18 protein-coding genes are annotated in these 21,711 nt (G+C 44.0%); 7 read left to right on the plus strand and 11 right to left on the minus strand.

Features of this window, described 5'->3' with window-relative positions; genetic code table 11:
• Positions 1–17: 17 nt before the first annotated feature.
• The 6 genes from ACE1CD_RS34040 to ACE1CD_RS34065 form a co-directional block, all read right to left on the minus strand.
• Positions 18–929: an alpha/beta fold hydrolase gene (locus ACE1CD_RS34040; RefSeq protein WP_374797673.1), complete on the minus strand. Its 912-nt coding sequence runs from the start codon at positions 927–929 to the stop codon at positions 18–20.
• A gap of 131 nt (positions 930–1,060) precedes the next feature.
• Positions 1,061–1,213: a hypothetical protein gene (locus tag ACE1CD_RS34045; protein WP_374797675.1), complete on the minus strand. Its 153-nt coding sequence runs from the start codon at positions 1,211–1,213 to the stop codon at positions 1,061–1,063.
• Positions 1,213–1,950 carry a Mut7-C RNAse domain-containing protein gene (locus ACE1CD_RS34050; RefSeq protein WP_374827589.1) on the minus strand — a complete coding sequence of 246 codons (738 nt, stop codon included), beginning with the start codon at positions 1,948–1,950 and terminating at the stop codon, positions 1,213–1,215. The genes ACE1CD_RS34045 and ACE1CD_RS34050 overlap by 1 nt, the downstream gene beginning before the upstream one ends.
• A 105-nt stretch (positions 1,951–2,055) precedes the next feature.
• Complete coding sequence (locus ACE1CD_RS34055; RefSeq protein WP_374827590.1) at positions 2,056–3,402, minus strand: TldD/PmbA family protein; 1,347 nt, start codon at positions 3,400–3,402, stop codon at positions 2,056–2,058.
• Positions 3,403–3,474: 72 nt separating this feature from the next.
• Complete coding sequence (locus tag ACE1CD_RS34060; protein WP_374797681.1) at positions 3,475–3,936, minus strand: hypothetical protein; 462 nt, start codon at positions 3,934–3,936, stop codon at positions 3,475–3,477.
• Complete coding sequence (locus tag ACE1CD_RS34065; RefSeq protein ID WP_374827592.1) at positions 3,933–5,438, minus strand: TldD/PmbA family protein; 1,506 nt, start codon at positions 5,436–5,438, stop codon at positions 3,933–3,935. Before ACE1CD_RS34065 ends, ACE1CD_RS34060 begins: the two co-directional genes overlap by 4 nt.
• An 851-nt stretch (positions 5,439–6,289) precedes the next feature.
• Between ACE1CD_RS34065 and ACE1CD_RS34070 the strand changes: the two genes are divergently transcribed.
• From ACE1CD_RS34070 to ACE1CD_RS34080, 3 genes are all read left to right on the plus strand, one after another.
• Positions 6,290–7,465, plus strand: coding sequence for a response regulator (locus ACE1CD_RS34070; protein ID WP_374797685.1), 1,176 nt, complete (start codon positions 6,290–6,292; stop codon positions 7,463–7,465).
• Positions 7,466–7,732: 267 nt separating this feature from the next.
• Entirely contained in the window at positions 7,733–8,410 is a 678-nt protein-coding gene (locus ACE1CD_RS34075) for a hypothetical protein (protein WP_374827593.1), read from the plus strand.
• A gap of 3 nt (positions 8,411–8,413) precedes the next feature.
• A complete protein-coding gene (locus ACE1CD_RS34080) occupies positions 8,414–9,328 on the plus strand; it encodes a hypothetical protein (protein ID WP_374797689.1) in 915 nt (304 codons plus the stop codon).
• A gap of 184 nt (positions 9,329–9,512) precedes the next feature.
• Here the strand turns inward: ACE1CD_RS34080 and ACE1CD_RS34085 are convergent, their stop codons facing one another.
• The 4 genes from ACE1CD_RS34085 to ACE1CD_RS34100 all read right to left on the minus strand — a co-directional run bounded on the left by ACE1CD_RS34085 (position 9,513) and on the right by ACE1CD_RS34100 (position 13,268).
• Positions 9,513–9,890 (minus strand): hypothetical protein, encoded by a 378-nt coding sequence (locus ACE1CD_RS34085; protein ID WP_374797691.1) that lies wholly within the window; start codon positions 9,888–9,890, stop codon positions 9,513–9,515.
• A gap of 169 nt (positions 9,891–10,059) precedes the next feature.
• The gene (locus ACE1CD_RS34090; RefSeq protein ID WP_374827594.1) at positions 10,060–12,336 is read right to left on the minus strand and encodes a CHASE2 domain-containing protein; all 2,277 of its coding nucleotides are present in this window, start codon (positions 12,334–12,336) and stop codon (positions 10,060–10,062) included.
• 22 nt (positions 12,337–12,358) lie between these two features.
• Positions 12,359–12,994, minus strand: a complete 636-nt coding sequence (locus ACE1CD_RS34095) for a hypothetical protein (RefSeq protein ID WP_374827595.1) — start codon at positions 12,992–12,994, stop codon at positions 12,359–12,361.
• The gene (locus ACE1CD_RS34100) at positions 12,966–13,268 is read right to left on the minus strand and encodes a hypothetical protein (RefSeq protein WP_374827596.1); all 303 of its coding nucleotides are present in this window, start codon (positions 13,266–13,268) and stop codon (positions 12,966–12,968) included. The genes ACE1CD_RS34095 and ACE1CD_RS34100 overlap by 29 nt, the downstream gene beginning before the upstream one ends.
• Positions 13,269–13,606: 338 nt before the next feature.
• On the opposite strand from ACE1CD_RS34100, the gene ligA reads away from it, so the two are divergent.
• Positions 13,607–15,772 carry an NAD-dependent DNA ligase LigA gene (gene ligA, locus ACE1CD_RS34105; protein ID WP_374827597.1) on the plus strand — a complete coding sequence of 722 codons (2,166 nt, stop codon included), beginning with the start codon at positions 13,607–13,609 and terminating at the stop codon, positions 15,770–15,772.
• Positions 15,773–15,999: 227 nt separating this feature from the next.
• Positions 16,000–16,926, plus strand: a complete 927-nt coding sequence (locus tag ACE1CD_RS34110) for a DMT family transporter (RefSeq protein WP_374827598.1) — start codon at positions 16,000–16,002, stop codon at positions 16,924–16,926.
• Positions 16,927–16,983: 57 nt separating this feature from the next.
• Here the strand turns inward: ACE1CD_RS34110 and ACE1CD_RS34115 are convergent, their stop codons facing one another.
• Complete coding sequence (locus ACE1CD_RS34115; protein WP_374827599.1) at positions 16,984–18,675, minus strand: serine/threonine protein kinase; 1,692 nt, start codon at positions 18,673–18,675, stop codon at positions 16,984–16,986.
• Positions 18,676–18,917: 242 nt separating this feature from the next.
• On the opposite strand from ACE1CD_RS34115, the gene ACE1CD_RS34120 reads away from it, so the two are divergent.
• Both ACE1CD_RS34120 and truB read left to right on the plus strand, forming a co-directional pair.
• Positions 18,918–20,642 (plus strand): alpha/beta hydrolase, encoded by a 1,725-nt coding sequence (locus ACE1CD_RS34120; RefSeq protein WP_374827600.1) that lies wholly within the window; start codon positions 18,918–18,920, stop codon positions 20,640–20,642.
• 165 nt (positions 20,643–20,807) lie between these two features.
• Positions 20,808–21,710 (plus strand): tRNA pseudouridine(55) synthase TruB, encoded by a 903-nt coding sequence (gene truB, locus ACE1CD_RS34125; protein ID WP_374827601.1) that lies wholly within the window; start codon positions 20,808–20,810, stop codon positions 21,708–21,710.
• Position 21,711 lies beyond the last annotated feature (1 nt).

Raw genomic sequence — 21,711 nt, forward strand, 5'->3', positions numbered from 1 at the left:
TTCTTGCATCGGCTGATTCAAGCAATCTCACGTATAAATGGCGCGATCGCATTCACAAATTCCGCCGTTTCTTCGTAAGGTAAAACATTTCTCCCTCTCATCTTTAGCCCCCGACCTTTTGGCAAACACGCTAAGTAATCTGCCAAACGTTCGTCTGGAGTTTCTTTTTTTCCTTCTTTGCTAATACTCGATGCCTCTTCTCCCATTACTACTAAAGTTGGTTGGGAAATTTGCGCGATCGCATCCTTATAATCCTGTCTCCAAAAACCAGCCAAAAACGCAAACACGGCATGGCGACTCGCAGCATCTTTCGCGCCTTTTGTCAACATATCCAACCATTCGTCATCGACTTTTTCAACTTCAGCAAAAAGTTGCCGAATGGAGAAATTGCGGATAAACTTGCGGCTTCTGGCATATTCAAAAAATCCTCTCCCAACGGGAGAATCGAAGATATTCCAATTTACTTTATGTTTCCAATCGGGAGTGTTATTATTAATCAATCGCCAAGCAGGTGGCCCAGACAATATCAATCCCCGAATCAAATTAGATTCTTTTTCTAACTTCACTAATTCAACTGCTACGGGGAATAACGCACCTTGTACGACTAAAATTACTGGCTTTTGTACTACATTCTGCAAAAAGTGCTGCAACTGTTTTGCCCAATCGATCGGATGATAAGCTACTCGCGGCATATCGCTTTCACCGCATCCCAATAAATCGGGATTGTAGATAGGATTGCGGTGTCCGGCGGCGGATCGTTGGTGACAGAATCTTTGCCAAAAATTGCCGGATAAACCAACGCCGATCGGATGAATCAACAGCAGAGAAATGCGCTCGTTATTATTCTCGTTATAAACTTCGTAAGCGCAGCGATAATTCTTCCAAGTGTAAAACTGGGTTGGTACTTTTTCCGAATCAACAGTTTGCATAGTTATCACCCTTCAAATTTCACGAATCTACGGCAATTGTTTCGTTCCAGTAAATTACGTAGGTTGGGTTGAGGGAACGAAACCCAACATCTATGTTAGTATTGTTGGGTTTCGCTATCGCTCAACCCAACCTACAATGTTTGGTTCCAATTGCCACCACCGTTATTATCCCACTTTACCCCATCAGTGAAAGCAAAGTGCAAGGAATTTGCTGTCGCGGGTAATGCGATCGTCGTTTCCCAAAAGCCATCATCCCGCTTCAGCATTACATTATTTGATAGCATCAGCCAAGCACTTCGTCAACAAATTGTCGCATTTTGTCATAGTGAGAACCTCTCCAGAAAACTTGCTTGCAATCTTGGCCGGAATGAAATTCATCTACGCTTTCCCTGACCTTTGGCGGGATTTGTTCGAGAATGGTTTCTTTGGCAATTGGTGCTAATAAACCATTGCAAGTGATACATCTTTTAAAGGGATTGACTGCTTTTTTGAGGTCGAAACGTTTGATGACTTCGATTAGTTGTTTGTGGGGATTGGTTTGGCGAACGTAATAGCCGTAAGTTACGATACTGCGCTTTAGCAATCCGGTATCGCGAGTGAGGATAATTCGCTTTTCGCGACTGGAAATTTCGGCTAATTCTTCATCATCGTAATCGTTTCTGTACAGGGTATCGAAACCCAACATTCGCAACGAGGATGCTAGCTTTCCTAAGTGAACGTCAAGCACAAAACAAGGTGTACTTAACGGTTCTGGTTGCACAGAAACACTGTAGGTATTATTAATTAATTCGGAAATAGGATAAACGTTTATTTCGTCGCCATCTTGCAAGAGGTAAGAAAAGTCTACAGATTCGTCGTTGACGAGAATTAGGGCAACTTCAGGATGGGGGACGCCTTGGGATTCGATCGCATCTTTGATGGATGGCGAATCTTCCAATACAATGCTATATTTTACGTTTCTTTTATTTGTAGGCAGAAAGAAATTTAATTCAGCATGAAAATGAAAATTAACTGTTGTCATAATTCGATTTGAGATTTGAGATAGTAGGTTGGGTTGAGCGAGTGCGAAACCCAACAATTGCTGTGTGTGGGTTGGGTTTCGTGACCTCAACCCAACCTACTTGATTTAAACGCTATCGGTGATGCTACTGAAATTAAATTGTTTTACCCGTACTGCTGGCACCACACTATTGTTATAGCGTTGCGCGGTACTAATATCATCGATATCGCGCAACATTTCCGGCAAATTCTGGTTAAAGCGGAAGTTTTTAATCGGATAAGCAATCTCACCGTTTTCTATCCAGAATGTACCATCGCGAGTCATACCTGTCACGTCTAACGAACGTGGGTTCACATATTGTACGTACCAAGCACGACTTACCAAAACGCCTCGTTCTGTTTGGGCAACTAAATCTGCTAAACTTTTATCGGAACCGGACATCACAAAAGGAAACATAGCACCAGTCGGTTCTTTGCTTTGTTGCATCGCCCAATAGCGACTGTAAGATAATGCTTTGGGAACGCCATCTTTGATGATTTCCAAGTAGTTATTATTCAAACCATCAACAAAAAATGTGCTGCTTTGTAAGAGGGGATGCGCCGGATTTCGCTGCACTTGAATTAGCGGGCTAAACATTGCTTCGCCCAAACGATTGCCAGCGGGTTTGCCTTGTTCGTCGCTGCGGGACATAAAGGAACGCCCTTCATCCGCCGCCCTCGCATCTAAACTCCACATTACCCAACTTAGTAAATAGCCAAAAGCAGGTACATCGAAGATGACCGGATATTTTTCCGGATTTATTTCGCGAGGTTGACGCGATTTTATTGCCCGTTCGATTAACTGTTCTGTTAAAGTTTCAAAGGGCAAAGAATTGATGGCAAAACCAGTGCGATCGCCCCAACTCGAACCGTCATCAATCCTAGCAGTAAAGCTAAAATTTGCCTCTGTGCCTTTATTGCAAGCACGCAAACCTTTGGAATTGCCGATCGCTCTCAGATAAGCGTCGGTACTCAGCGTACCGGAACCGTTAACGCCTGCTTTTGCGCTCAACGCACACACGCGCTGGACAATTTGTCCTCTTTCTAAAGGTGAAAGATTGGCAGTCGCTTCATCAAAAGCTGGCGTGCGCTGTTCGTAGTTTTGGGGTTCTAAAAGTGGCACCCATTCCGGATCTTCGGGCGCAATTTTGGCGAGTTCTTCGGAACGGCGAAGCGTGGATGCGATCGCATCTGCATCTAAATCGGTTGTAGAACTAGACGCGCTCTTTTTGCCGAAATAACTGGTGATGCTGAGATTAAACTCTGTGCGGCTAATGTTCTGAGTAATTTGATTTTCGGAATAACGACTGAGGGATTCAGATTTATTGCTAATACTGACAAAAACTCCCTCAGCTTCAGATTTTTTGATGACTGAATCGATCAGGGATAAAGCTCGGTCTTCAGTCAAAAGAGTTGATGCTGTTGCTATAGTCATGTCGATTTTAGATTTAGGATTTTAGATTTAGGATTGGCGATCGGTTTTGTGGTGGGCGATGCCCACTACTTGTCAGGAAACGGCGAATCCTTTGCCTTTCTCTTTTTTGCGCTCGCTAAAGTCGTAGACAAAGAAAAACGAAGGAACTTCATCTAAAACAGAAAGTGCCAAAACAGGAACTTTGTCAGGCCAATTAAACTGCTCTAGCGCTGGTTTTGCTGCTGACCAAAGCACGTCGCCAGTACCCTTACTGAAAGTTTCCTTAATTGCTTTTTCGCAATCTTCGGCTGGGATATAGTTACAATCTGTTGTGTCTTTTTTGCCTTTGTCAACCATTCCTACCATGCCAGCCCCATATTCTTTGACTAACTCCACAATTGCCGAATACATACGTTTGTGATTGCTTTGCACGATCTTTCGGTAAACGTTGGCTTTAGTGCTGCGGGGGCTGACTGTGACTGCGAGAATACCTTGTTTTTCTGTGGGAAACACGACTATATCGTCAACGTCAAAATCGACATTTAACAGATTCACGATGCACCTCCAATGTGGATATTTCGCACGCGCACGGGCACGCAAGCATGGGTCATTTCTGCAACTTGCATCGGTTCGCCTTTTCCACACATATTAGTGCCGCATTGTTGACGTTCGGAAGCAGGGCCAACTGCATCGACGCTATTCCAAAAATCAGTAGTCATGGAGTGGTAAGTGACATCTTTTAACATTCCCACTACTTGGCCTTTTTCTACTTTCCAAAAAGCATCGCCACCGAATTGGAAATTGCGTCTTTGTTGGTCGATCGAAAAACTGCCAATCCCGTCAATTAAAATGCCTTCTTCGGTATCGGCAATCATCTGTTCTAAACTAGCAGTATGAGAACCGCCATCTGCACCGGGTTCTAATCCTAAATTGGGGATACGCACCATCGGTACGCTAGACCAACTATCGGCGAAGGCGCAACCGTTGCTGCTGCCACGACCGAGGCGATATGCTGTTTCGCGATCGGTGAGATAATCTACTAAAATGCCATCTTTGACAACGTACCAATCTTGGGCGGGAACGCCTTCATCATCGTAACCGACTGTACTCCGTCCACCCGGTTGGGTGCGATCGCATTTAAAATTCACCCAAGGTGCAGCATATTGCAATTTGCCCAATTTCTCGGTAGTCGCAAAACTGGTGCCGGCAAAGTTAGCTTCGTAACCGTAAACTCGGTCTAGTTCGGTAGGATGTCCGACAGATTCGTGAATGGTTAACCACACATTAGTCGGTTTGAGAATCAGCGTTGTACTAATGCCAGATGGACCTTTTGGTGCGTGGACTTTTTCGATCGCTTCTTCTGCAACCCGATCTAATTGGTTTAGCAAATCTTGGCTATCGATATATTCGTATCCTTTATTTAAAGGCGGACGTTCGTAATTGCGACTTTGGGCATCGCCGTTGGCAATAGCAGTGCAACCGAATCCCGGATAGCTGCGATAAATTGTTTGTTGGATTAAAGAACCTTCTGTAGAAGCAAAGGTTTTCTCTTCCCGTCTAAATCGGAGAAAAGAAAATGCTTTTTTAATAGTGTGGGATGGGCGTCCCCGCCCGTCTCCCCAACTAAGCAGTCGATCGTTGATGTGCAACAAAAGTTCTGCTTTCTCGCTAATCGGTATGGAAAAAGGATCGATTTCGATCGGCGTAATGTAGCTATCCCGGTAAGCTTGTACGGGTACTAACCGCACTTTTGTCTGTTGAGTCAGGCGACTGGCTTTGGCAATTTCGATCGCCAGATCGACTATTCTTTCCACTTCCGCTGGAGTTCGATCGTGACTGGCGGCGAAACCCCACGCACCATCCAGCAGTACGCGCACTCCAAATCCGGAACTAACATTATCGGAGAGGTTTGCCAAAGAGCGATCGCGTGCGTTGAGGTTCTGCGAACGATAGGTGCCCAAGCGCACATCCCCGTACTCGCAACCAGCACGGGAAATCCTGTCAATCGCTAGTGTAGCAAGGTCAGTGGTGGTAATGGGAGCGATCGCCTGTGTCATAACAAGTCCTACGCTAGATGAAAAATCTATTGTAGCGACTTTTCTCAGCCAACAGTTAAAAGTTAAAACACCCGATTCAAACTTAACTGATTTTTTGCCATTTTTTGATTTTTAATACATATATTGAAACTTATAATTTTTCGATAATCGCCTTTTATTAATTTCTTTTTTTTCTGGCCATTCTGATATATTTTAGCTATAATATTCCTCAATTATTGGTTGCCAGGATACTCAAATTACGAAAATAAAACCTACGCATAATATCTGAATGTAGAGTAAATGTATCAATTAACCCTACTAGGTATAGCAACCGCCAGGGCGGTTAGGGCATCCTAAAACGCCAGAACCAATTCACAGCAAGCATTTCAATGAGTGACTTTTGACTTTTGCTATATAGTCTTTTTCAAACTGGCTGCATAATTCCTGAAACACTTACGTAATTAAGCGGTATTACGGACAGTAGGCCACAAACTTAGCTCAGTATCCACGCAGTTCTCACCGTCTTTGGTATGAAACAGGAGATACTCCACAAGTCTGATTGTTATAGCAACAGTTTCATGTTTCAATGTATATTAAATAAGTGTTGCTATTTTTTTAACAAACCTTGACGGCAAAAAATAAAGGTATAATCTTACACAGCATACCGAGCTGTCAAACGGAAGCGGGTGCATCTACCGAAGGTGACTGGAGGATTGCTAAATTAGACGTGGAGCTAGCTTTCAACACTAACTAACAACTAATGCTAATGCTATCTGAAGCCACCTAGTCTTGAGACAAAATGAAATTGCCGGTCAATCTCAGGCGCAAGCGTCTGCAATTAAACCGTGCGAGGTCAACTTAAAGTCAGAGTTATGCAAAATAGCCCGCCCCGCATTTTACTCGTGGATGACGAGCCCAATAATATTCGCTTATTGCAAGCGTTATTGCAGTCAGAAGGGTACATTACCCTAGCTGCGTCTTGTGGACTCGAAGCACTGGAAAAAATCGAGCAATCGCCTCCAGACATCGTTCTGCTAGATGTCATGATGCCGGATATGAATGGTTTTGAGGTCTGCAAGCAATTACGGGCAGATCCGAAGTACCAAACGCTACCGATAATTTTCCTGACAGCTTTGGATGACGACTCCTCCAGATTGCGCGGATTGGAGTTGATGGGAGATGACTATTTAACTAAGCCGATTAAAAGTCAGTTACTGCTAACTAAAATAGCTAGCATTTGGCGGCTTCAGCAAATGCGATCGCAACAAATCCAGCAACAAGTTAGCGAACAACTAAAAGCAAAAAGCAAACTACAACTCTACGCTGCTTGGAACATCAATCAAGCGCTTTCAGAAAAATTGCGGCTGTTTGTGCCCGATCAATATCTCCGTCGCATTGCGCCAGGGGGCGTAGAATCGATTCAGTTGGGTAATGCTAAAGAAGAAGAGATTACTATTTTGTTCTGCGATATTCGCGGCTTTACAACTATTTCAGAATTCCAGCCAGCCAGCGAAACTTTTAATTGGCTCAATGCTTTCTTTACGCAGATGAACTCTTGCGTCATTGCCCATAACGGGTTTATCGATAAATATTTGGGCGATGCGCTAATGGTAGTTTTCGATCGTCCCGAACACCACGCTCAAGATGCTCTAAATGCAGCGTTAATGATGCAAGAAAGCTTGAATGAATTTAATGACGATCGCGCTCGATATAACTTAGAGCAACCGATCAAAATTGGTATCGGCATTCATTCCGGTAAGGCAGTGATTGGTGCCTTGGGTGCTGACTCCCGCTTGGACTCCACCGTCATAGGCGATGTCGTGAATACAGCGGCGCGATTGGAAGAATTGACCAAACATTATCACTGTGAGATTATTGTCAGCGAAGCAGCCATCGCCCAGTTAACTCAACCAGAATTATTTCATCTGCGCTGGATCGATCGCGTTATCCCTCGCGGCAAACAACAAGAGCAAGATATCTACGAAGTTCTGCCAATTGTAACCCAGCCGGAAAAGGGGAGAGAGGGAGAAAAAGAGCTAGTTGTTTGACACACTCCGCTCTGTAAACTTATGTGTATCTCTGCATTAAAAAATTATAAGATTCCTCGGTTTGCGCCATCGATATGTTAGAACATAAAAATCTTGCCGCTCCTGCTTGAAACTGCAACAAAGCGGCAATATTTACTCATCCGATCCCAAATACAGGAGTGGCCTGGGATGATAATTTGGGGAAAATATTTACTAACTAAATATCTTGGCTATGTTGCTGATTTTTGTCCAATTTGCAGAGATATAAGAAACTGCCGTTTATTGCAAATGGCTCTAGTGAATCATATATATTTTATCCCCATTGGAAGGAAAGAGATAGTCGCCTACAGAGGCATTTGCCAACAATGTGGCTACGCGATAAACACAGACTTGCATAAATATCAGACAGTAGTCAAATCATCCACTTATGAATTGCCTAACTTGCTCCGAGAAACTTTTCCAAACATAACAGAATATTATGCCGATCGACTGGAATTAGAAAAGCAACTTAAGCGTGACGGCGGTGCATTTATGCCCAGAGAGGAACGTATAAATTTAATCCTAGAACCGTTCTTACTTATGGAGCGAGACGTAGGGGAAAATTTGTTAGGAGAAACAAAATTTGAAAATTTGGGTATAAACAGTTATATCAGTTTAGGACTAGCAATTACATTTTTGCTTTTTGCCTGCATATTCCTAAACCTAACAATAATATTCTTCCTCCTGAGCTTGGGAGCTTTTATATACTGGCTGTATCAACTTTTCACCTATAAAAGTAGGTGGGTAGAAGCAAAAATATATCCAAAGTTAGTTAGAGCCTTGAAAGTTATCAGACCATCAAAAGAAGAACTTAGTGAATGTCTGAAAAGACTTTCACCCCGGATGTATCATATCTCCAAATTTGTCAAAGTCGAGCGACTGCATACCCAACTTACACAATCACCTTTTCAACCAAAAGTATTATAAAACATGAAACCCTATCAACCGAGCAACAAAGTACCGAGTGCTGCATTTAAATGGCTGCTGTTATCCTCAGTAATAGGAGGTTTAGCCATTGGCGGAATTACCTTTGCCGTATCGCGCCTAGTTTATTTAGTTCTCCTATTCCCCGCACTCATGGGATTGGCGAGTGGTATGGTGAGTGCTAATGCTGTACGCGGAGGAAAAGTCAGAAATCCCTTAATTGCCAGTGCCTTTGCTGCTTTAACCGGACTGATAGTTTATGGCACCGTTCAAGCAGGAGAATACTTAACCTTTAAGCAAGAAGCATCCAGAGAAATTAGCAAAGAATTAGGACAAGTCGATAACGCCATTGCTGACAAAATGATTGACGCCTACTTAAATCAAGAAACAGGAGCCACAGGTTTCTGGGGATTTATGAAGTACAGCGCCAAACAAGGAGTTAAAATAGGCAAATTCGGTACAGAAGGCACTAAACTCGACGAAACTTTTACTTGGGTTTACTGGTTAATAGAATTAGCGATAATCGATGGCATAGCAATTGCTTTAGCTTACTTTGCTGCCCAACAACCATTCTGCGAGAGTTGCAATGGATGGTACAGCGAGAAAGAGCGCGTCGGAAATGTGGAAGGTCTTTCGTCCGAAAACTTTTTGGATTTGGTAAAAAAAGAGAATTTTATCCAAGCAGGTCAACTAATTAATCCAGCGAAAGATATCCCGGTTCCCAGTTTAGAAGTCCACCTTCAGAATTGCCCAACCTGCAAAATAAGCGGCTCCATGCTAACAGTAAGTCAGGCATCTTTAAATTCAAAAGGCAATTTAGAATTTAAAGAATCTTTGCAAGGAATGATTTCTCCCAGCCAAAAATCTTATCTGCTGAACAACGTTAAAAGCGAAACACAAACCGAACCAGAAAATAGCTGAAGTTGGTCAACGCGATCGATCGCATCATCCCATTTTTATATCAATATGCAACAAATATAAAGTGCGTCAGACTCGATCGATTAGTAATACAGAACAACTTTAACCTCTGACGCAACCTAAAAGATACTTTCCATTCTTGTGGGGTGGGCGTCCCGCCCGCCCAATTATCAGCCCTTGCCGAAGATTAATAATATCTTCTAAACTCATTAGTCAGGCGTATGCGTAAGCGTTGAACTCGTTGGTATTGACTGCGAGGCCCAGAAACAAACACCATCACACTCTCACCTGACGGCGCACAAATTAAATAGGCAGAAAGATTGCCAAATCGCCCGAAAGCAGCAGCTCGTCTGCGAATACCAGTTTGAGTCGCTCTTTGACTTCTCAAAAAATCAACACCATTCTCCAAACAATCTCTTTGATTGGCATAGCTTTGAGCGGCACTCATTCGGCTACCCTCCTCAAGGCTATAAATATGAATCCACTCGCTCAAATCACTCGTAGTTGAATCTGCCAAAGCTGGCGTTGATAAATTCAGCAATCCCATACTTAAAATCGTTGCCATAGCTGGCAACCAATTTGCTTTGTTTTTAAGCTTAATTCCGTTGGACATAGATAGAGGAAAAACCTGGTAACTAATCTTTGGTTAAACAACGCTGTCAATATATTCACAACACGCCACCAGTTTTCCGGAAAGATGAGCTCGCTGTCAATCGAATTCCCATTTGGGCAAATTAATTAGGTTTGCTTATATCAGTATCCCCCTTAGATCCAGCTTTATAAATAGCATCCAGCCGCTCTTTTACAGCCGGAGGAATAGCCGTAAAATAGATATGAAAACTGCCATCCCCCGCCGATTTATCTAAAACCTTCGCATAAATATCTTCGCTAACTTCCTCGCTGTCCGGTGTTAATAAATTCATCTTAATATTAGTTAATGCTGGTGGCACAAAGCCCGATTCTTCCTCAGAACGTACTTCCGCACCTTTGGCCGAAAGCTTGACGAAACTTCCCTTAAACGCGGTATCGCCGATATTCTTACCATCCAAAACGGCGTATTGCATGGAAATTTCTTCAGTAAGGCGAACAAATACTTCTTCTTCTTTAGGCAAGAAAAGATTGTATTCCCCAGCAATACCCCCCACTTCATAGATAGTGATGGGCTGTTTAACTCCTTTCGGCGTTACCTGCTTTTCTCCATCGATTTTCACGATATTTTCTACATCTTTAAAAGTCGATTCGGAAATTAGAATTTGACCGACTGTTGTATAAGATTCGATGCGATAAGTTAAGTTTACCTGACTGCCAACTACACCGTACTTAGTGCGTTTGTAAGAACCGATATTTCCCACCACAACTTCCCCCGTGTTAATGCCAATACCCATTTGCAGGGGAGGTAAATCCAACTCGTTCATCTTTTTGTTAACAGCGCCCATTGCCAACTGCATATCTACCGCGCAAGCAACCGCCCTTTTCGGATCGTCTTCTCTGGTAATAGGCGCACCGAAAAGAACCAAAATTCCATCGCCCATGAACTCATCAATAGTTCCTTTGTACTTGGTAATTACATCTGCCATAGATTCCAGATAGATGTTGAGTATTTTCACCACTTCTTCTGGAGATAAACGTTCTGATAAAGCTGTAAATCCTCTTAAATCGGAAGTCAGTATAGTAATTTTTCGCCTTTCGCCACCGAGTTTCATTCCTTCCGGATTTTCTAACAAATTAGCTACGATCGCATCAGTTAAATAACGCCCAAAAGTTTCGCGAATTTCTCCAGCGGTGCGAGCGATATAAGCAGTAATAACAATAGAAGCACCAGTTAACGATAAAAACGGTGGCACCACAGGCAACCACCACGCTCCCAAAAAAGCCGCATAGGTGCTAGCCAGCAAAGCAATTACTGCGACGATATAAGCAGCAAATCCTCTCAAAAATGAGGAGGCAGACTTGGATTCACCTGCATATCGCAAACTCCAATTCAGAGTAGCACCTACTCCTGCCCAAAACAAAATCCACAGCCATTCTACAGGTTGCGGCCAACTTTTGAAAAGCGGACGCCCTTCGAGGGCAGCACTGAGAATTTGACTGATAAAATGGGCATCAATTTCTACTCCTGGCATATGATGGGGAGTGTAGTGCAAACCGCCGCTGTAAGGAGTTAAAACTAAATCTTCAAAAGCCTCGCTAACAGAACCGATTAAAACGATCCGATCCCTTCCCCATTCTGGCGGTACGCGGTTTTGTAGAACATCTGCCATCGAAACCATATTGAAATTTTTGAAATTTTTACTGATCTTTCGATAGTTCAATATAGTCTGGTATCCCATAATATCATCGGCGTCTTCATAGCCGCCGTCATTTTTATCAAATGGTGCAAATACCGCCTTACCCAAGCGAAATCTCATCTCGTCAACTTTCTGGAGATAAATACCTTCCATTTCCAAATAACGAACAGCCAAATCTAAGCTCAAACTGGGGAGAATTTCCCCAGTTTTCATAGTTACGGAGAGAAAGCCGCGCCGCACTCTCATATCCGCATCAAAGATGTGCTTACTCGCGCTCATTTGTGCTTTCGCTCTTAATTGGTCTGGCGGCACAACAGTGGGTTCCATTTCCCGCACTGACATTTTCTTGACAGCAACCATGTTGGGGGTAGATGCGATCGTCTGCCGTAATTCCTCGTTACCTTCCGCTTCGATTAAATGACGGTGAATATTCAAACCAATAGCTCGCGGCTGATGTTCTTTCAGCTTTTCTATCAACTGGAGTAAGTCGCGACTTTCTACATAACAGCAATCTTCCACATCTGTTTCATCAATAGTGACGATCGCAATCCTGTCGTCAGCAGATTCCTCCGGACGCAGACGCATATATTGATCGAAAGCTGACAGTTCGGAAGGCTGCAACAAACACAACCAGCGCATTAGCAACACCAGTCCCGTCATCGAAGGTGTAGTAACTAAAACCGCCCGCCATTCCCAAACAAACCGTTTTAAATTTGCCCACATATAAAAACCACTTCTTAGACTTTTATCTGGGTTTAATCTTGATACCGGGACTGGCAAAAGTATCGCTCAACAACCCAATCCCCGTCAGGGTAGTATTGGGACGTACTGCTGGCTGTACGGAAGGGTTGAGAGGATAACTTCTGCCATTAAATCGCATCAGCCTGTATCCCGGTGTAACACCGCCGCCACCTACCATAAACACCAAATTTTTCCAGCCAGACGTGCGTTGAGGTGTGACTAAAATTGGCGGGTTAACCAGGGTATGCTTGGATAATAACTGATAATCTTGTCCAACGGTAGTATAAATCAGTGCGTTGCAGCCTCCCGAACCGCAGACGTAAGAACCAACCAGATACACCACTACTTCTGGTTGATTGTCACCGTTAAGGTCGATTCGGTTATAGTAATAGCGCAAGTAGTTTTCCGGATCTGTCGGTGTGTAGTCTGTAAGAAAATCTCGCAAAATGGCGCGTTCCAGTTTTGCATCTGGGGCTGTTTCGGAAGTGCGATACTCGATATTGCCCACCCTCACGCCGCCGATCGAATTTAGCCGCAAAGATGGTTCGCCTGAGTTTGCCGAAATGGTAAACTGTACTAAAGCAGCAGTACATAAGGCGATCGCACCTATTCTAATTTGTCTGATTTTGTACCAATTCATCTTTGCTATCTTGTTTGCCTGTAAGAGTAGAAATCGATTGAGATTTGGCTAAATCGATCGCATCCATGACAATTGGTGACTGGCTTATGGTAACCTGGGATTCAGGCAGCTTATGTGCGAAAGGCCAACCCGATCGCTTATCGTAGTTAGATGCGATCGCCAAACACAATCCACCCACAATAAACACCGGTAATGGCAGCGATAACTGTTTCATCCATTGAAACAGTTGCGCCAACACAAACAAAAGTATAAAACTGGCCAACCATATCCTCATTTTTACACCTCAATGCTCCCACAATTCTAACAGCAGCTTAATCACAATTAATGACGCCAAATAATTTGTAACTCGACAATATGCCTTACAGTCAATTCACTACGATATCTGCGGTTAAATTTTCACCACAGATGAAAACAGATAAACACAGATAAACACAGATGTGAGCGCAATTTTTTTCGCTACCGATGCAACCGGACTTGATATTACACTCAAACGTGCTGATTTCAATCGCTATCGCTGTAGGGGTAATTCACGAATTACCCCACAGCTAAAGTCTTATGGAAGTTAAACTAGGAGTCTAAGCTTCGTCTGATTTTTTGAGGGAGATAGATTCTGTGGCAGAGGTAACGCCTGAAATCAAGCAGCGAGTTCAGCAATTGCGGCAAAAAGTCCAGGAAGCAAGTTATGCGTACTACGTCCTGGATAACCCAATTATGGAGGATGCCGTATACGATCGCCTCTACCGCGAACTGCAAGAACTGGAAAACCAGTATCCAGAAGTGATAACGGCAGATAGCCCGACTCAGCGCGTGGGAGAACGGGCTGCTACACATTTTACTGCCGTAAAACACAACGTTCCCCTCTACAGTTTGGAAAATGCCTTTAATATTCAGGAATTTGCCACTTGGCAAGAACGTTGGCGGCGTGGAATCACAGGCGGGACGCCTGCGCCACAAACCAACAATGTTGAATACGTTTGCGAACTCAAAATAGACGGTTCTGCACTCGCCCTAACCTACGAAAATGGCATACTCTTAAGAGGCGCAACCAGAGGCGACGGCATTACAGGCGAAGAAATTACCCAAAATATCAAGACAATTCGCTCAATTCCCCTGAAACTGAACTTAGAAAACTCACCACCCCGCGTGGAAGTGCGCGGCGAGGCGTTTTTGGGCTTACAAGTATTTGAACAAATCAATCGGGAACGCGAAAAAGCTGGCGAACAGTTATTTGCCAATCCCCGCAACGCCGCAGCTGGAACTTTGCGCCAATTAGATTCTCGCATTGTGGCAAAGCGGCGATTGGATTTCTTTGCCTACACCCTGCATATTCCCGGTAGAGATGATACTAAGGACGGGCAAGATGCCCATCCCACAAGAGATGATACTAAGGACGGGCAAGATGCCCATCCCACAAGAGATGATACCAAGGACGGGCAAGATGCCCATCCCACAAGAGATTTTCAAACTCAGTGGGAATCTTTGGAAAAGTTAGAAAAAATGGGTTTCCGCGTCAATCCCAATCGCAAAATCTGTCGTTCGTTAGATGAAGTTCGGCAATATTACGAGTATTGGGATACGGAACGAGTGAATTTACCCTACATGACAGATGGCGTAGTGGTAAAGCTAAATTCGCTCAAACTTCAGGAACAACTCGGTTTTACTCAGAAATTTCCCCGTTGGGCGGTGGCGTTGAAATACGCAGCAGAAGAAGCGCCGACGCGGGTGGAATATATCAGCGTGAATGTGGGAAGGACGGGGGCGCTGACACCATTGGCGGAACTTACGCCCGTACAATTGGCGGGGACGACAGTTTCGCGGGCTACCCTACACAATATTGATTATGTGCGATCGCTCGATATCCGCATTGGCGATACCGTAATTGTCCACAAAGCCGGCGAAATCATCCCAGAAGTAGTACGAGTTCTCGCGGAACTTCGCCCATCCGGTACAAAACCATTTGAAATGCCCACCCATTGCCCCGTCTGCAACCAGCCCGTGGTAAAGTTGCAAACTGAGGCAGTCACGCGCTGCGTCAATACTTCTTGTCCGGCAATTCTCAAAGGTTCCCTAGTTCATTGGGCGAGTCGCGATGCTTTGGATATCAACGGTTTAGGTGAAAAATTAGTGCAGCAGATGGTAGATAGAAACGTCGTGCAATCTGTTGCAGATTTGTACGATTTAACCACACCAAAATTGATGTCTTTAGAAAGAATGGGCAACAAATTAGCTGAAAAATTGGTGAATGCAATTGCCCAATCCAAAACCCAACCTTGGTCTAGAGTACTATACGGTTTGGGTATTCGTCACGTTGGCAGCGTCAACGCCCAAACTTTAACGCAAAAATTCACAAACGTTGACCAATTAGCGGAAGCTTCCGCAGCTTCTATTGAATCAGTTTACGGCATCGGCCCGGAAATTGCCCAATCAGTTTTTCAGTGGTTCCGAGTTCCTGCAAATCAAACATTAATTAACAGATTAAAAGCTGCTGGTTTGCAACTGGCAAATTTAATACCAAAGGACGGGCAAGATGCCCATCCCACAAGAAAATTGTCTTTAGCAGGCAAAACTTTTGTGATTACCGGAACATTGCCCACCCTAAAACGAGATGAAGCGAAAGAACTGATTCAAAATGCTGGTGGGAAAGTCACAGGTTCTGTCAGTTCCAAAACCGACTACTTAGTTGTGGGCGAAGATGCCGGTTCCAAACTACAAAAAGCTGAAGAATTAGGCATCACCCAATTGTCGGAAGCCGAACTTTTGCAAATGTTGGAAAATTAACTGTAGGGTGGGCATTGCCCACCACTTTTGGAAATTTTGAAAGATTAAACCACGAAGACGCGAAGGGCGCGAAGGAAAGATAATTTATGAGTTCCAATGTTATAGAACAATCACCCATCGCATTGATGGCAGAACAGCGGGTAGTTTTATATGGTGTCAAATTTTAGATTTACGATTCCCATAAATCCAAAATCTAAACTCTAAAATCTAAAATCTAAAATCACATAATGCGACTTCATCAAAGTTCTGGTAACTGGCGTTTAGGCTTAGCGCTATCGCTTTTAACGGTTTTTCTCTGGGGAATTCTACCCATTGCGCTTGCGGTAACGGTGCAAGCGCTTGATGCTTATACCCTCACCTGGTTTCGCTTTTTGGTGGCTTTTGCACTGCTGGGTGCGTATTTAGCTGCACGTCAGCAATTACCGCCTCTGGAAAAATTGCGAAGATTACCTCTGCAATTGCTAGGTATTGCCGTTGTTTATTTGGCAATTAATTACTTGCTTTTCTTGCAAGGTTTGGCATACACTTCGCCATCTCACGCAGAAGTTTTGATTCAACTTGCCCCTGTTTTAATGGGTTTAGGTGGCATATTTGTTTTCAAGGAACGTTACACCCCGCGTCAATGGATAGGCTTGAGTGTTTTGACTTTAGGATTGGTTCTTTTCTTCAACGAACAATTGCGAGTTTTCATCGCCGAACCGACTAAATATCTGTTGGGCAGCGGCATGGTTGTAGTTGGGGCAATAACTTGGGCTGTTTATGCTATGGCACAAAAACAATTGCTGCAAAAATTGCCTTCTTCTCACATCATGCTGCTGATTTATGGGTGCTGTGCTTTAGTGTTTACCCCTGCAACTTCGCCACCGCAGTTGTTAACTCTCAGCCCATTACATTGGGGAATGCTGATTTTTTGTGCGTTGAATACTGTTTTTGCTTACGGTGCTTTTGCTGAGTCTTTGGAACACTGGGAAGCATCAAAAGTAAGTGCGGTTTTGGCTTTAGCACCCCTGGTTACTTTAGTCTCGATGTCGGCTGTGTCGTTATTTTTTCCTAACTTAGTTGCACCGGAAAAGCTGACAGGTTTGGCGGTTTTCGGAGCGATTTTGGTAGTAGGTGGATCGATCGCGATCGCACTTGGCAAAAGTCGTAAGTAAAAGGGCAAATTAGATTCGGGGATCGACCCGAATCTTCCCTTTGCATGGCATCGCATATTATGGCTTAATCAAATATCGTTCCGATTTGCGATAGTTATCAATTACAGTTTTATTATGCAAATTGAGACGTGCGATCGCCGCAACTAACGGTAAACCCGTTCCAGCCAAAGCCAGCAGCACAAATGGATTAAATAACCCATCTATAAATTCCGTTCCAAAACTCATACCTAATCCTGCTGTGAGAATAGAAATTATGGCAGCCAATTTCATCGGGAATTTTCTCTCCAGATGATTTTTGACCACAACTCCCCCCAAACCACCCACTATTAACCCCAGAAAAAATCCACCAATCACATCAACTTCAGACCCCATTACAGGCAGGAAGCCAACTATACTTGCCAGACCGCCTATCATGCCTATTATCCTTTTTAACAGATCTGTATAAGAAAACGCCGCCGCTACTCCGCCACTGCTTCCAACTCCTAACCCAAGGATTAGTATTAACCAATTAGTTATGCCATTATGTCCTATTAAAGCCGCCGCAGCCAAACCGCCAAAGCCAGCAATTACAAACAGCATAGCTAGAGAAAGTAGGGGCAGTTTGAGAGTTCTCAGAGGAGCAGTTTGAACTTTAATGACTAAAGAGTGGGTTTCTGGTGAAGAATTCGTGTGCAATAAAAGCTGGCGTTCGTAAACTTTATCTGCAATTAATTTGCCAGTATCAACGGTAATTTTGCAATCCGATCGATTCCCATTAAAACTGGGTGGAGCGAAACTTATCCAAGGATGAGAATCTGTGCGGCGACGCGGCTCGCGACTGGAGGGTGCAACTGACCATTTACCTTGCAGAATTGTATCTAAATTCGAGTTAGTAACGGTGATTGTTTGAGTCAATTTTTCGCCTGGGTTAGCTGCTTTAAATTCCACGGTAGATGCGCTAAAGCTCACTTCTGCTATAGCTATAGCATTAATTGGCTTGAGCGCTTTTAATGCAACTGCCGCTTTCGAGTAACGGTTTTCCGGGGATGCTTCCACCATTTTTTCTAGCCACTCGATCCACCGCAGGCTAATTCCGGAAAGTAGATGCTGAAAATTAATTTGCTTCTTGTTATCGATTAAAGTATGAATTTCCGTTGATTTTCTGTTAGTCAGCAAGCAAATCAGGGTGGCTCCCAGTCCATAAATATCCCTAGCTTCTGCTCGCTTGCGATCGTCTGACTGTTCCGGAGGCAGAAACCCAGATTTACTGGCACCTATTTTAGTTAAGTTAAAATCTACTAAATAAACATTAAACCCCTCGTCAATTAAAATATTTTCTGGCTTGATGTTATCATGAATTACTGGGGGATTCTGTTGGTGCAAATATACCAAAATTTCTAAAACTGCAACGCCTATCCGCTTGATTTTATCGGGTGACAAATTGGGCGATTCAGCTAAGGATTTTGCCTGTTTATATGACTGCACCAGGCAAAACCCGTCGCCTGTCGGAAAGGAATCTAAATAACGCGGGATACTGGGATGATTGAGGCCGCGCAGCAGTTGAATTTGTGGCTGACAAGTCTGGTAATCAAAAGTTATAACCTCAGCTTTTCTTAACAAAAATCGCTTTAATATAACTAGCTGATTAGTGGCGTTATCCTTGCCCAAATACGTGATTTTAGTATTTTCTCGATTTCGTCCTAGCTCTCGGATTGGCTGATAGCGGTTGCGGGACGGACGCGGGCTAGAAGAATCTGGCGAATTATTCATGGGATTTGGTGTAGAGGTTGTTAGTGCTGAGTGTTAAATTTTATAATTCCCATCAAAGCGTTTAGAGCGATCGCCCTCTCTATCTAAATATAGGTAAAACGATATAGACCTCGACGTTTAGCCTATTTTAAGTCACTATGGAGATAGGTTGCTATTAAGATATTGCGATCGCGCAGTCCCCAGCGCTGTGCGGTGTAGCTATTCTTTTCTTTTACCCTTTCTGACAGATCATCCGGCTTTTTATGGCTGAAAATTCCGTCGTCAAACGCCCCAGTCTGCATCAGGTGATAGATTCTACCAAAAAACCGCTCAACTGGGTGGGCATCTTATTAGGATTTTGGCTGCTTCCCACTGTTGCGGCGACTCCGAGTGCTGACGCAGCAGAGCGAGTTTATCTTTCCTACGACATCTTGGAACGATCGATTTCAGTTAATTCTTTGGAAGCTTATGCCATTCAAGGCAGAATTGAGGACGATTTAGCACCATACGTTCAGTATGCCAAACCGGAACAGCAGCAGCAGTTACGCAATCTTCTGTTGAGGCGATTGGATGTTGGCCCAGTGCCTGTTTCTCAGTTTCTCTATACGCCGCAAGCAGAAGTTTTACTGCAACGTCTCGGACAAGTAATCAAAACCGATTCCGGTCAGCCAGGATACCGTGCCATTCGCGCCTCGCTGATTTTAGCATCAGCCGATCGACGCGGTTTGACTCTGCTGAATGTGCTACGCAAATTTCCTACTCCCGGCGTGAGGATCGACTTGGCACGCGGTCTAGAAATTGCCAACGAACTCTCAACAATATTCGATCGAACTGAAAGAGCGATCGCATTTGTTTCGCATAAATCTGCCGCCGCTGCTTCCTCCGATCGGGTGAATTTCTCTGCACTTCCTCCTTTAGATAGACCGGGCTCTTTAACCTGGCGAAAAGAAACTCTCAGGCTGAACGATCGCAGTCGCGGTCGCCAATTTAATGCAGATATTTACATCCCTCTTTCTCCTCAAAGAACGCCTTTAAATACTCCCGCTAAGCTAATTGTAATTTCTCACGGTGTCGGTTCCGATCGCCAAACTTTTGCCTATTTAGCCCAGCATTTAGCTTCCTATGGATTCGCCGTAGCCGTACCGGAACATCCCGGTAGCAATGCCCAACAATTGCAGGATTTACTCAGGGGTAGAGCGAATGAAGTATCCGAACCGATCGAATTTATTAATCGACCCTTGGATATCAAGTTTATGCTCGATGAATTGGAGGGTTTATCTCAAAAAGATCCGGCTTTCCAAGGTCTGATAAATATGCGAGAAGTTGGTATAATCGGTCAATCTTTTGGCGGTTATACTGCGCTAGTTTTATCAGGCGCTACGCTTAACTTTCCCAAACTGCAAAAAGATTGCGCTGCTATTAATAACTCCTGGAATACATCCCTTTTACTCCAGTGTCGCGCACTGCAATTAGGAACATCCCTGCATAATTTGCAGGATGACAGAATCAAAGCTGCGATCGCGATCAACCCAGTAACTAGCAGCATCTTGGGGCCAACCGGTCTTAGCCAGATCAAAACTCCAGTAATGATTATTTCCGGTAGCGCCGATACCGTCGCACCCGCTTTGTCAGAACAAATTCAACCTTTCACCTGGCTAACTACCCCAAACAAGTATCTCGTCGTCATGAAAAATGGCACACATTTTTCCACTCTCGCACCCACAGAGTCAGACCTACCACTTCCCGAATCTGTGCTTGGCCCAGACCTGGCTTTAGCACGTCGTTATACCAAGGTTTTGAGTTTGGCTTTTTTTCAATCTTATGTTTCCAATCTGTCAGAATATCAACCCTATTTGAGTGCATCTTATGTGGAAAAGCTGGGGCGGGAACCTCTCCCTCTCAGTTTTTTGCGATCTCTTTCTTCCGATGAGTTAACAGCGGCGCTTCAGCGTCCTACAACACAAGCAACTGGTTCGCCTAAACGTTAGTTAATCTGCTGCGAAGAGAGGTAATTGTTTTAACGCAAAGGAACGCAGAGGTAATCGCAAAGAAACGCAGAGAAAGAACTGAATTTTTCTTTCAATTCTCAAACTATAAAGAGCAAGTGGCTTTCTTATGGCAGTGCTGATATTAAAAAATATTAGGATTAAATTGTGCAAGGTTTTCTCAACTTAAACAAACCATTTGGTATTACTTCCCACGACTGCGTAGCGCGAGTGCGACGCCTTTTGCGCCTCAAGCGCGTGGGACACGGCGGCACTTTAGACCCCGCAGCTACGGGCGTTTTACCCATCGCCTTGGGTAAGGCAACTCGCCTGTTACAATATTTGCAGCCAGATAAAGCATATCAAGCAACAATTAGATTGGGATTGACTACCAATACTGATGATTTGCAGGGAGAAATTCTCACTTCTCAAGCGGTAACAGGATTGAGTTTGGCGGAAGTCAAAGCAGCACTCCAGCAATTTGAAGGAAAAATTCAACAAGTACCTCCCAATTACAGTGCAATTCAAGTTCAAGGTAAACGTTTGTACGACTTAGCGCGTGCGGGAGAAACTATTGAAGTTTCCGCTAGACCTGTGGAGGTTTATAAAATAGAAATATTGGCATGGCGAAGTGGGGAATTTCCAGAATTGGATGTGGCGATCGCTTGTGGCCCAGGTACTTATATTAGATCGATCGCACGCGATTTAGGTGCAGTTTTACAAACTGGCGGAACACTTGCTGCTTTAATTCGCACTGAAAGTTGCGGTTTAAGCTTATCCGATAGTTTGACTTTTGAACAATTGGAGAAACAGCTACAGGAAGGAACCTTTAATCCCATTCCCCCAGCAGCAGCTTTGTCACATTTAAAACCTATTATGCTATCGACAACAGATGCAAAAGCTTGGTGTCAAGGCAAACGCATTCCTTTAACAGAAGTTCCACCGGAATATTCAAAAGAGGAAGTTTTGCGGATCGATCGCGAAGACAAACACTTTTTGGGAATTGGTCGTTTGGTTTACTCAGATCCAGATCTGTTACTGATTCCCCAGATGGTATTCGAGGCGATGTAGA

Source organism: Aerosakkonema sp. BLCC-F183 (assembly GCF_041929145.1).
Lineage (GTDB): Bacteria > Cyanobacteriota > Cyanobacteriia > Cyanobacteriales > Aerosakkonemataceae > Aerosakkonema.

What these genes read in the sequence shown, in the direction of transcription:
- ACE1CD_RS34040 (WP_374797673.1), bottom strand. Translation starts at nt 929, where the DNA reads ATGCAAACTGTTGATTCGGAAAAAGTACCAACCCAGTTTTACACTTGG.
- ACE1CD_RS34045 (WP_374797675.1), bottom strand. Translation starts at nt 1,213, where the DNA reads ATGCTATCAAATAATGTAATGCTGAAGCGGGATGATGGCTTTTGGGAA.
- ACE1CD_RS34050 (WP_374827589.1), bottom strand. Translation starts at nt 1,950, where the DNA reads ATGACAACAGTTAATTTTCATTTTCATGCTGAATTAAATTTCTTTCTG.
- ACE1CD_RS34055 (WP_374827590.1), bottom strand. Translation starts at nt 3,402, where the DNA reads ATGACTATAGCAACAGCATCAACTCTTTTGACTGAAGACCGAGCTTTA.
- ACE1CD_RS34065 (WP_374827592.1), bottom strand. Translation starts at nt 5,438, where the DNA reads ATGACACAGGCGATCGCTCCCATTACCACCACTGACCTTGCTACACTA.
- ACE1CD_RS34070 (WP_374797685.1), top strand. Translation starts at nt 6,290, where the DNA reads ATGCAAAATAGCCCGCCCCGCATTTTACTCGTGGATGACGAGCCCAAT.
- ACE1CD_RS34075 (WP_374827593.1), top strand. Translation starts at nt 7,733, where the DNA reads ATGGCTCTAGTGAATCATATATATTTTATCCCCATTGGAAGGAAAGAG.
- ACE1CD_RS34080 (WP_374797689.1), top strand. Translation starts at nt 8,414, where the DNA reads ATGAAACCCTATCAACCGAGCAACAAAGTACCGAGTGCTGCATTTAAA.
- ACE1CD_RS34085 (WP_374797691.1), bottom strand. Translation starts at nt 9,890, where the DNA reads ATGGCAACGATTTTAAGTATGGGATTGCTGAATTTATCAACGCCAGCT.
- ACE1CD_RS34090 (WP_374827594.1), bottom strand. Translation starts at nt 12,336, where the DNA reads ATGTGGGCAAATTTAAAACGGTTTGTTTGGGAATGGCGGGCGGTTTTA.
- ACE1CD_RS34095 (WP_374827595.1), bottom strand. Translation starts at nt 12,994, where the DNA reads ATGAATTGGTACAAAATCAGACAAATTAGAATAGGTGCGATCGCCTTA.
- ACE1CD_RS34100 (WP_374827596.1), bottom strand. Translation starts at nt 13,268, where the DNA reads ATGAGGATATGGTTGGCCAGTTTTATACTTTTGTTTGTGTTGGCGCAA.
- ACE1CD_RS34110 (WP_374827598.1), top strand. Translation starts at nt 16,000, where the DNA reads ATGCGACTTCATCAAAGTTCTGGTAACTGGCGTTTAGGCTTAGCGCTA.
- ACE1CD_RS34115 (WP_374827599.1), bottom strand. Translation starts at nt 18,675, where the DNA reads ATGAATAATTCGCCAGATTCTTCTAGCCCGCGTCCGTCCCGCAACCGC.
- ACE1CD_RS34120 (WP_374827600.1), top strand. Translation starts at nt 18,918, where the DNA reads ATGGCTGAAAATTCCGTCGTCAAACGCCCCAGTCTGCATCAGGTGATA.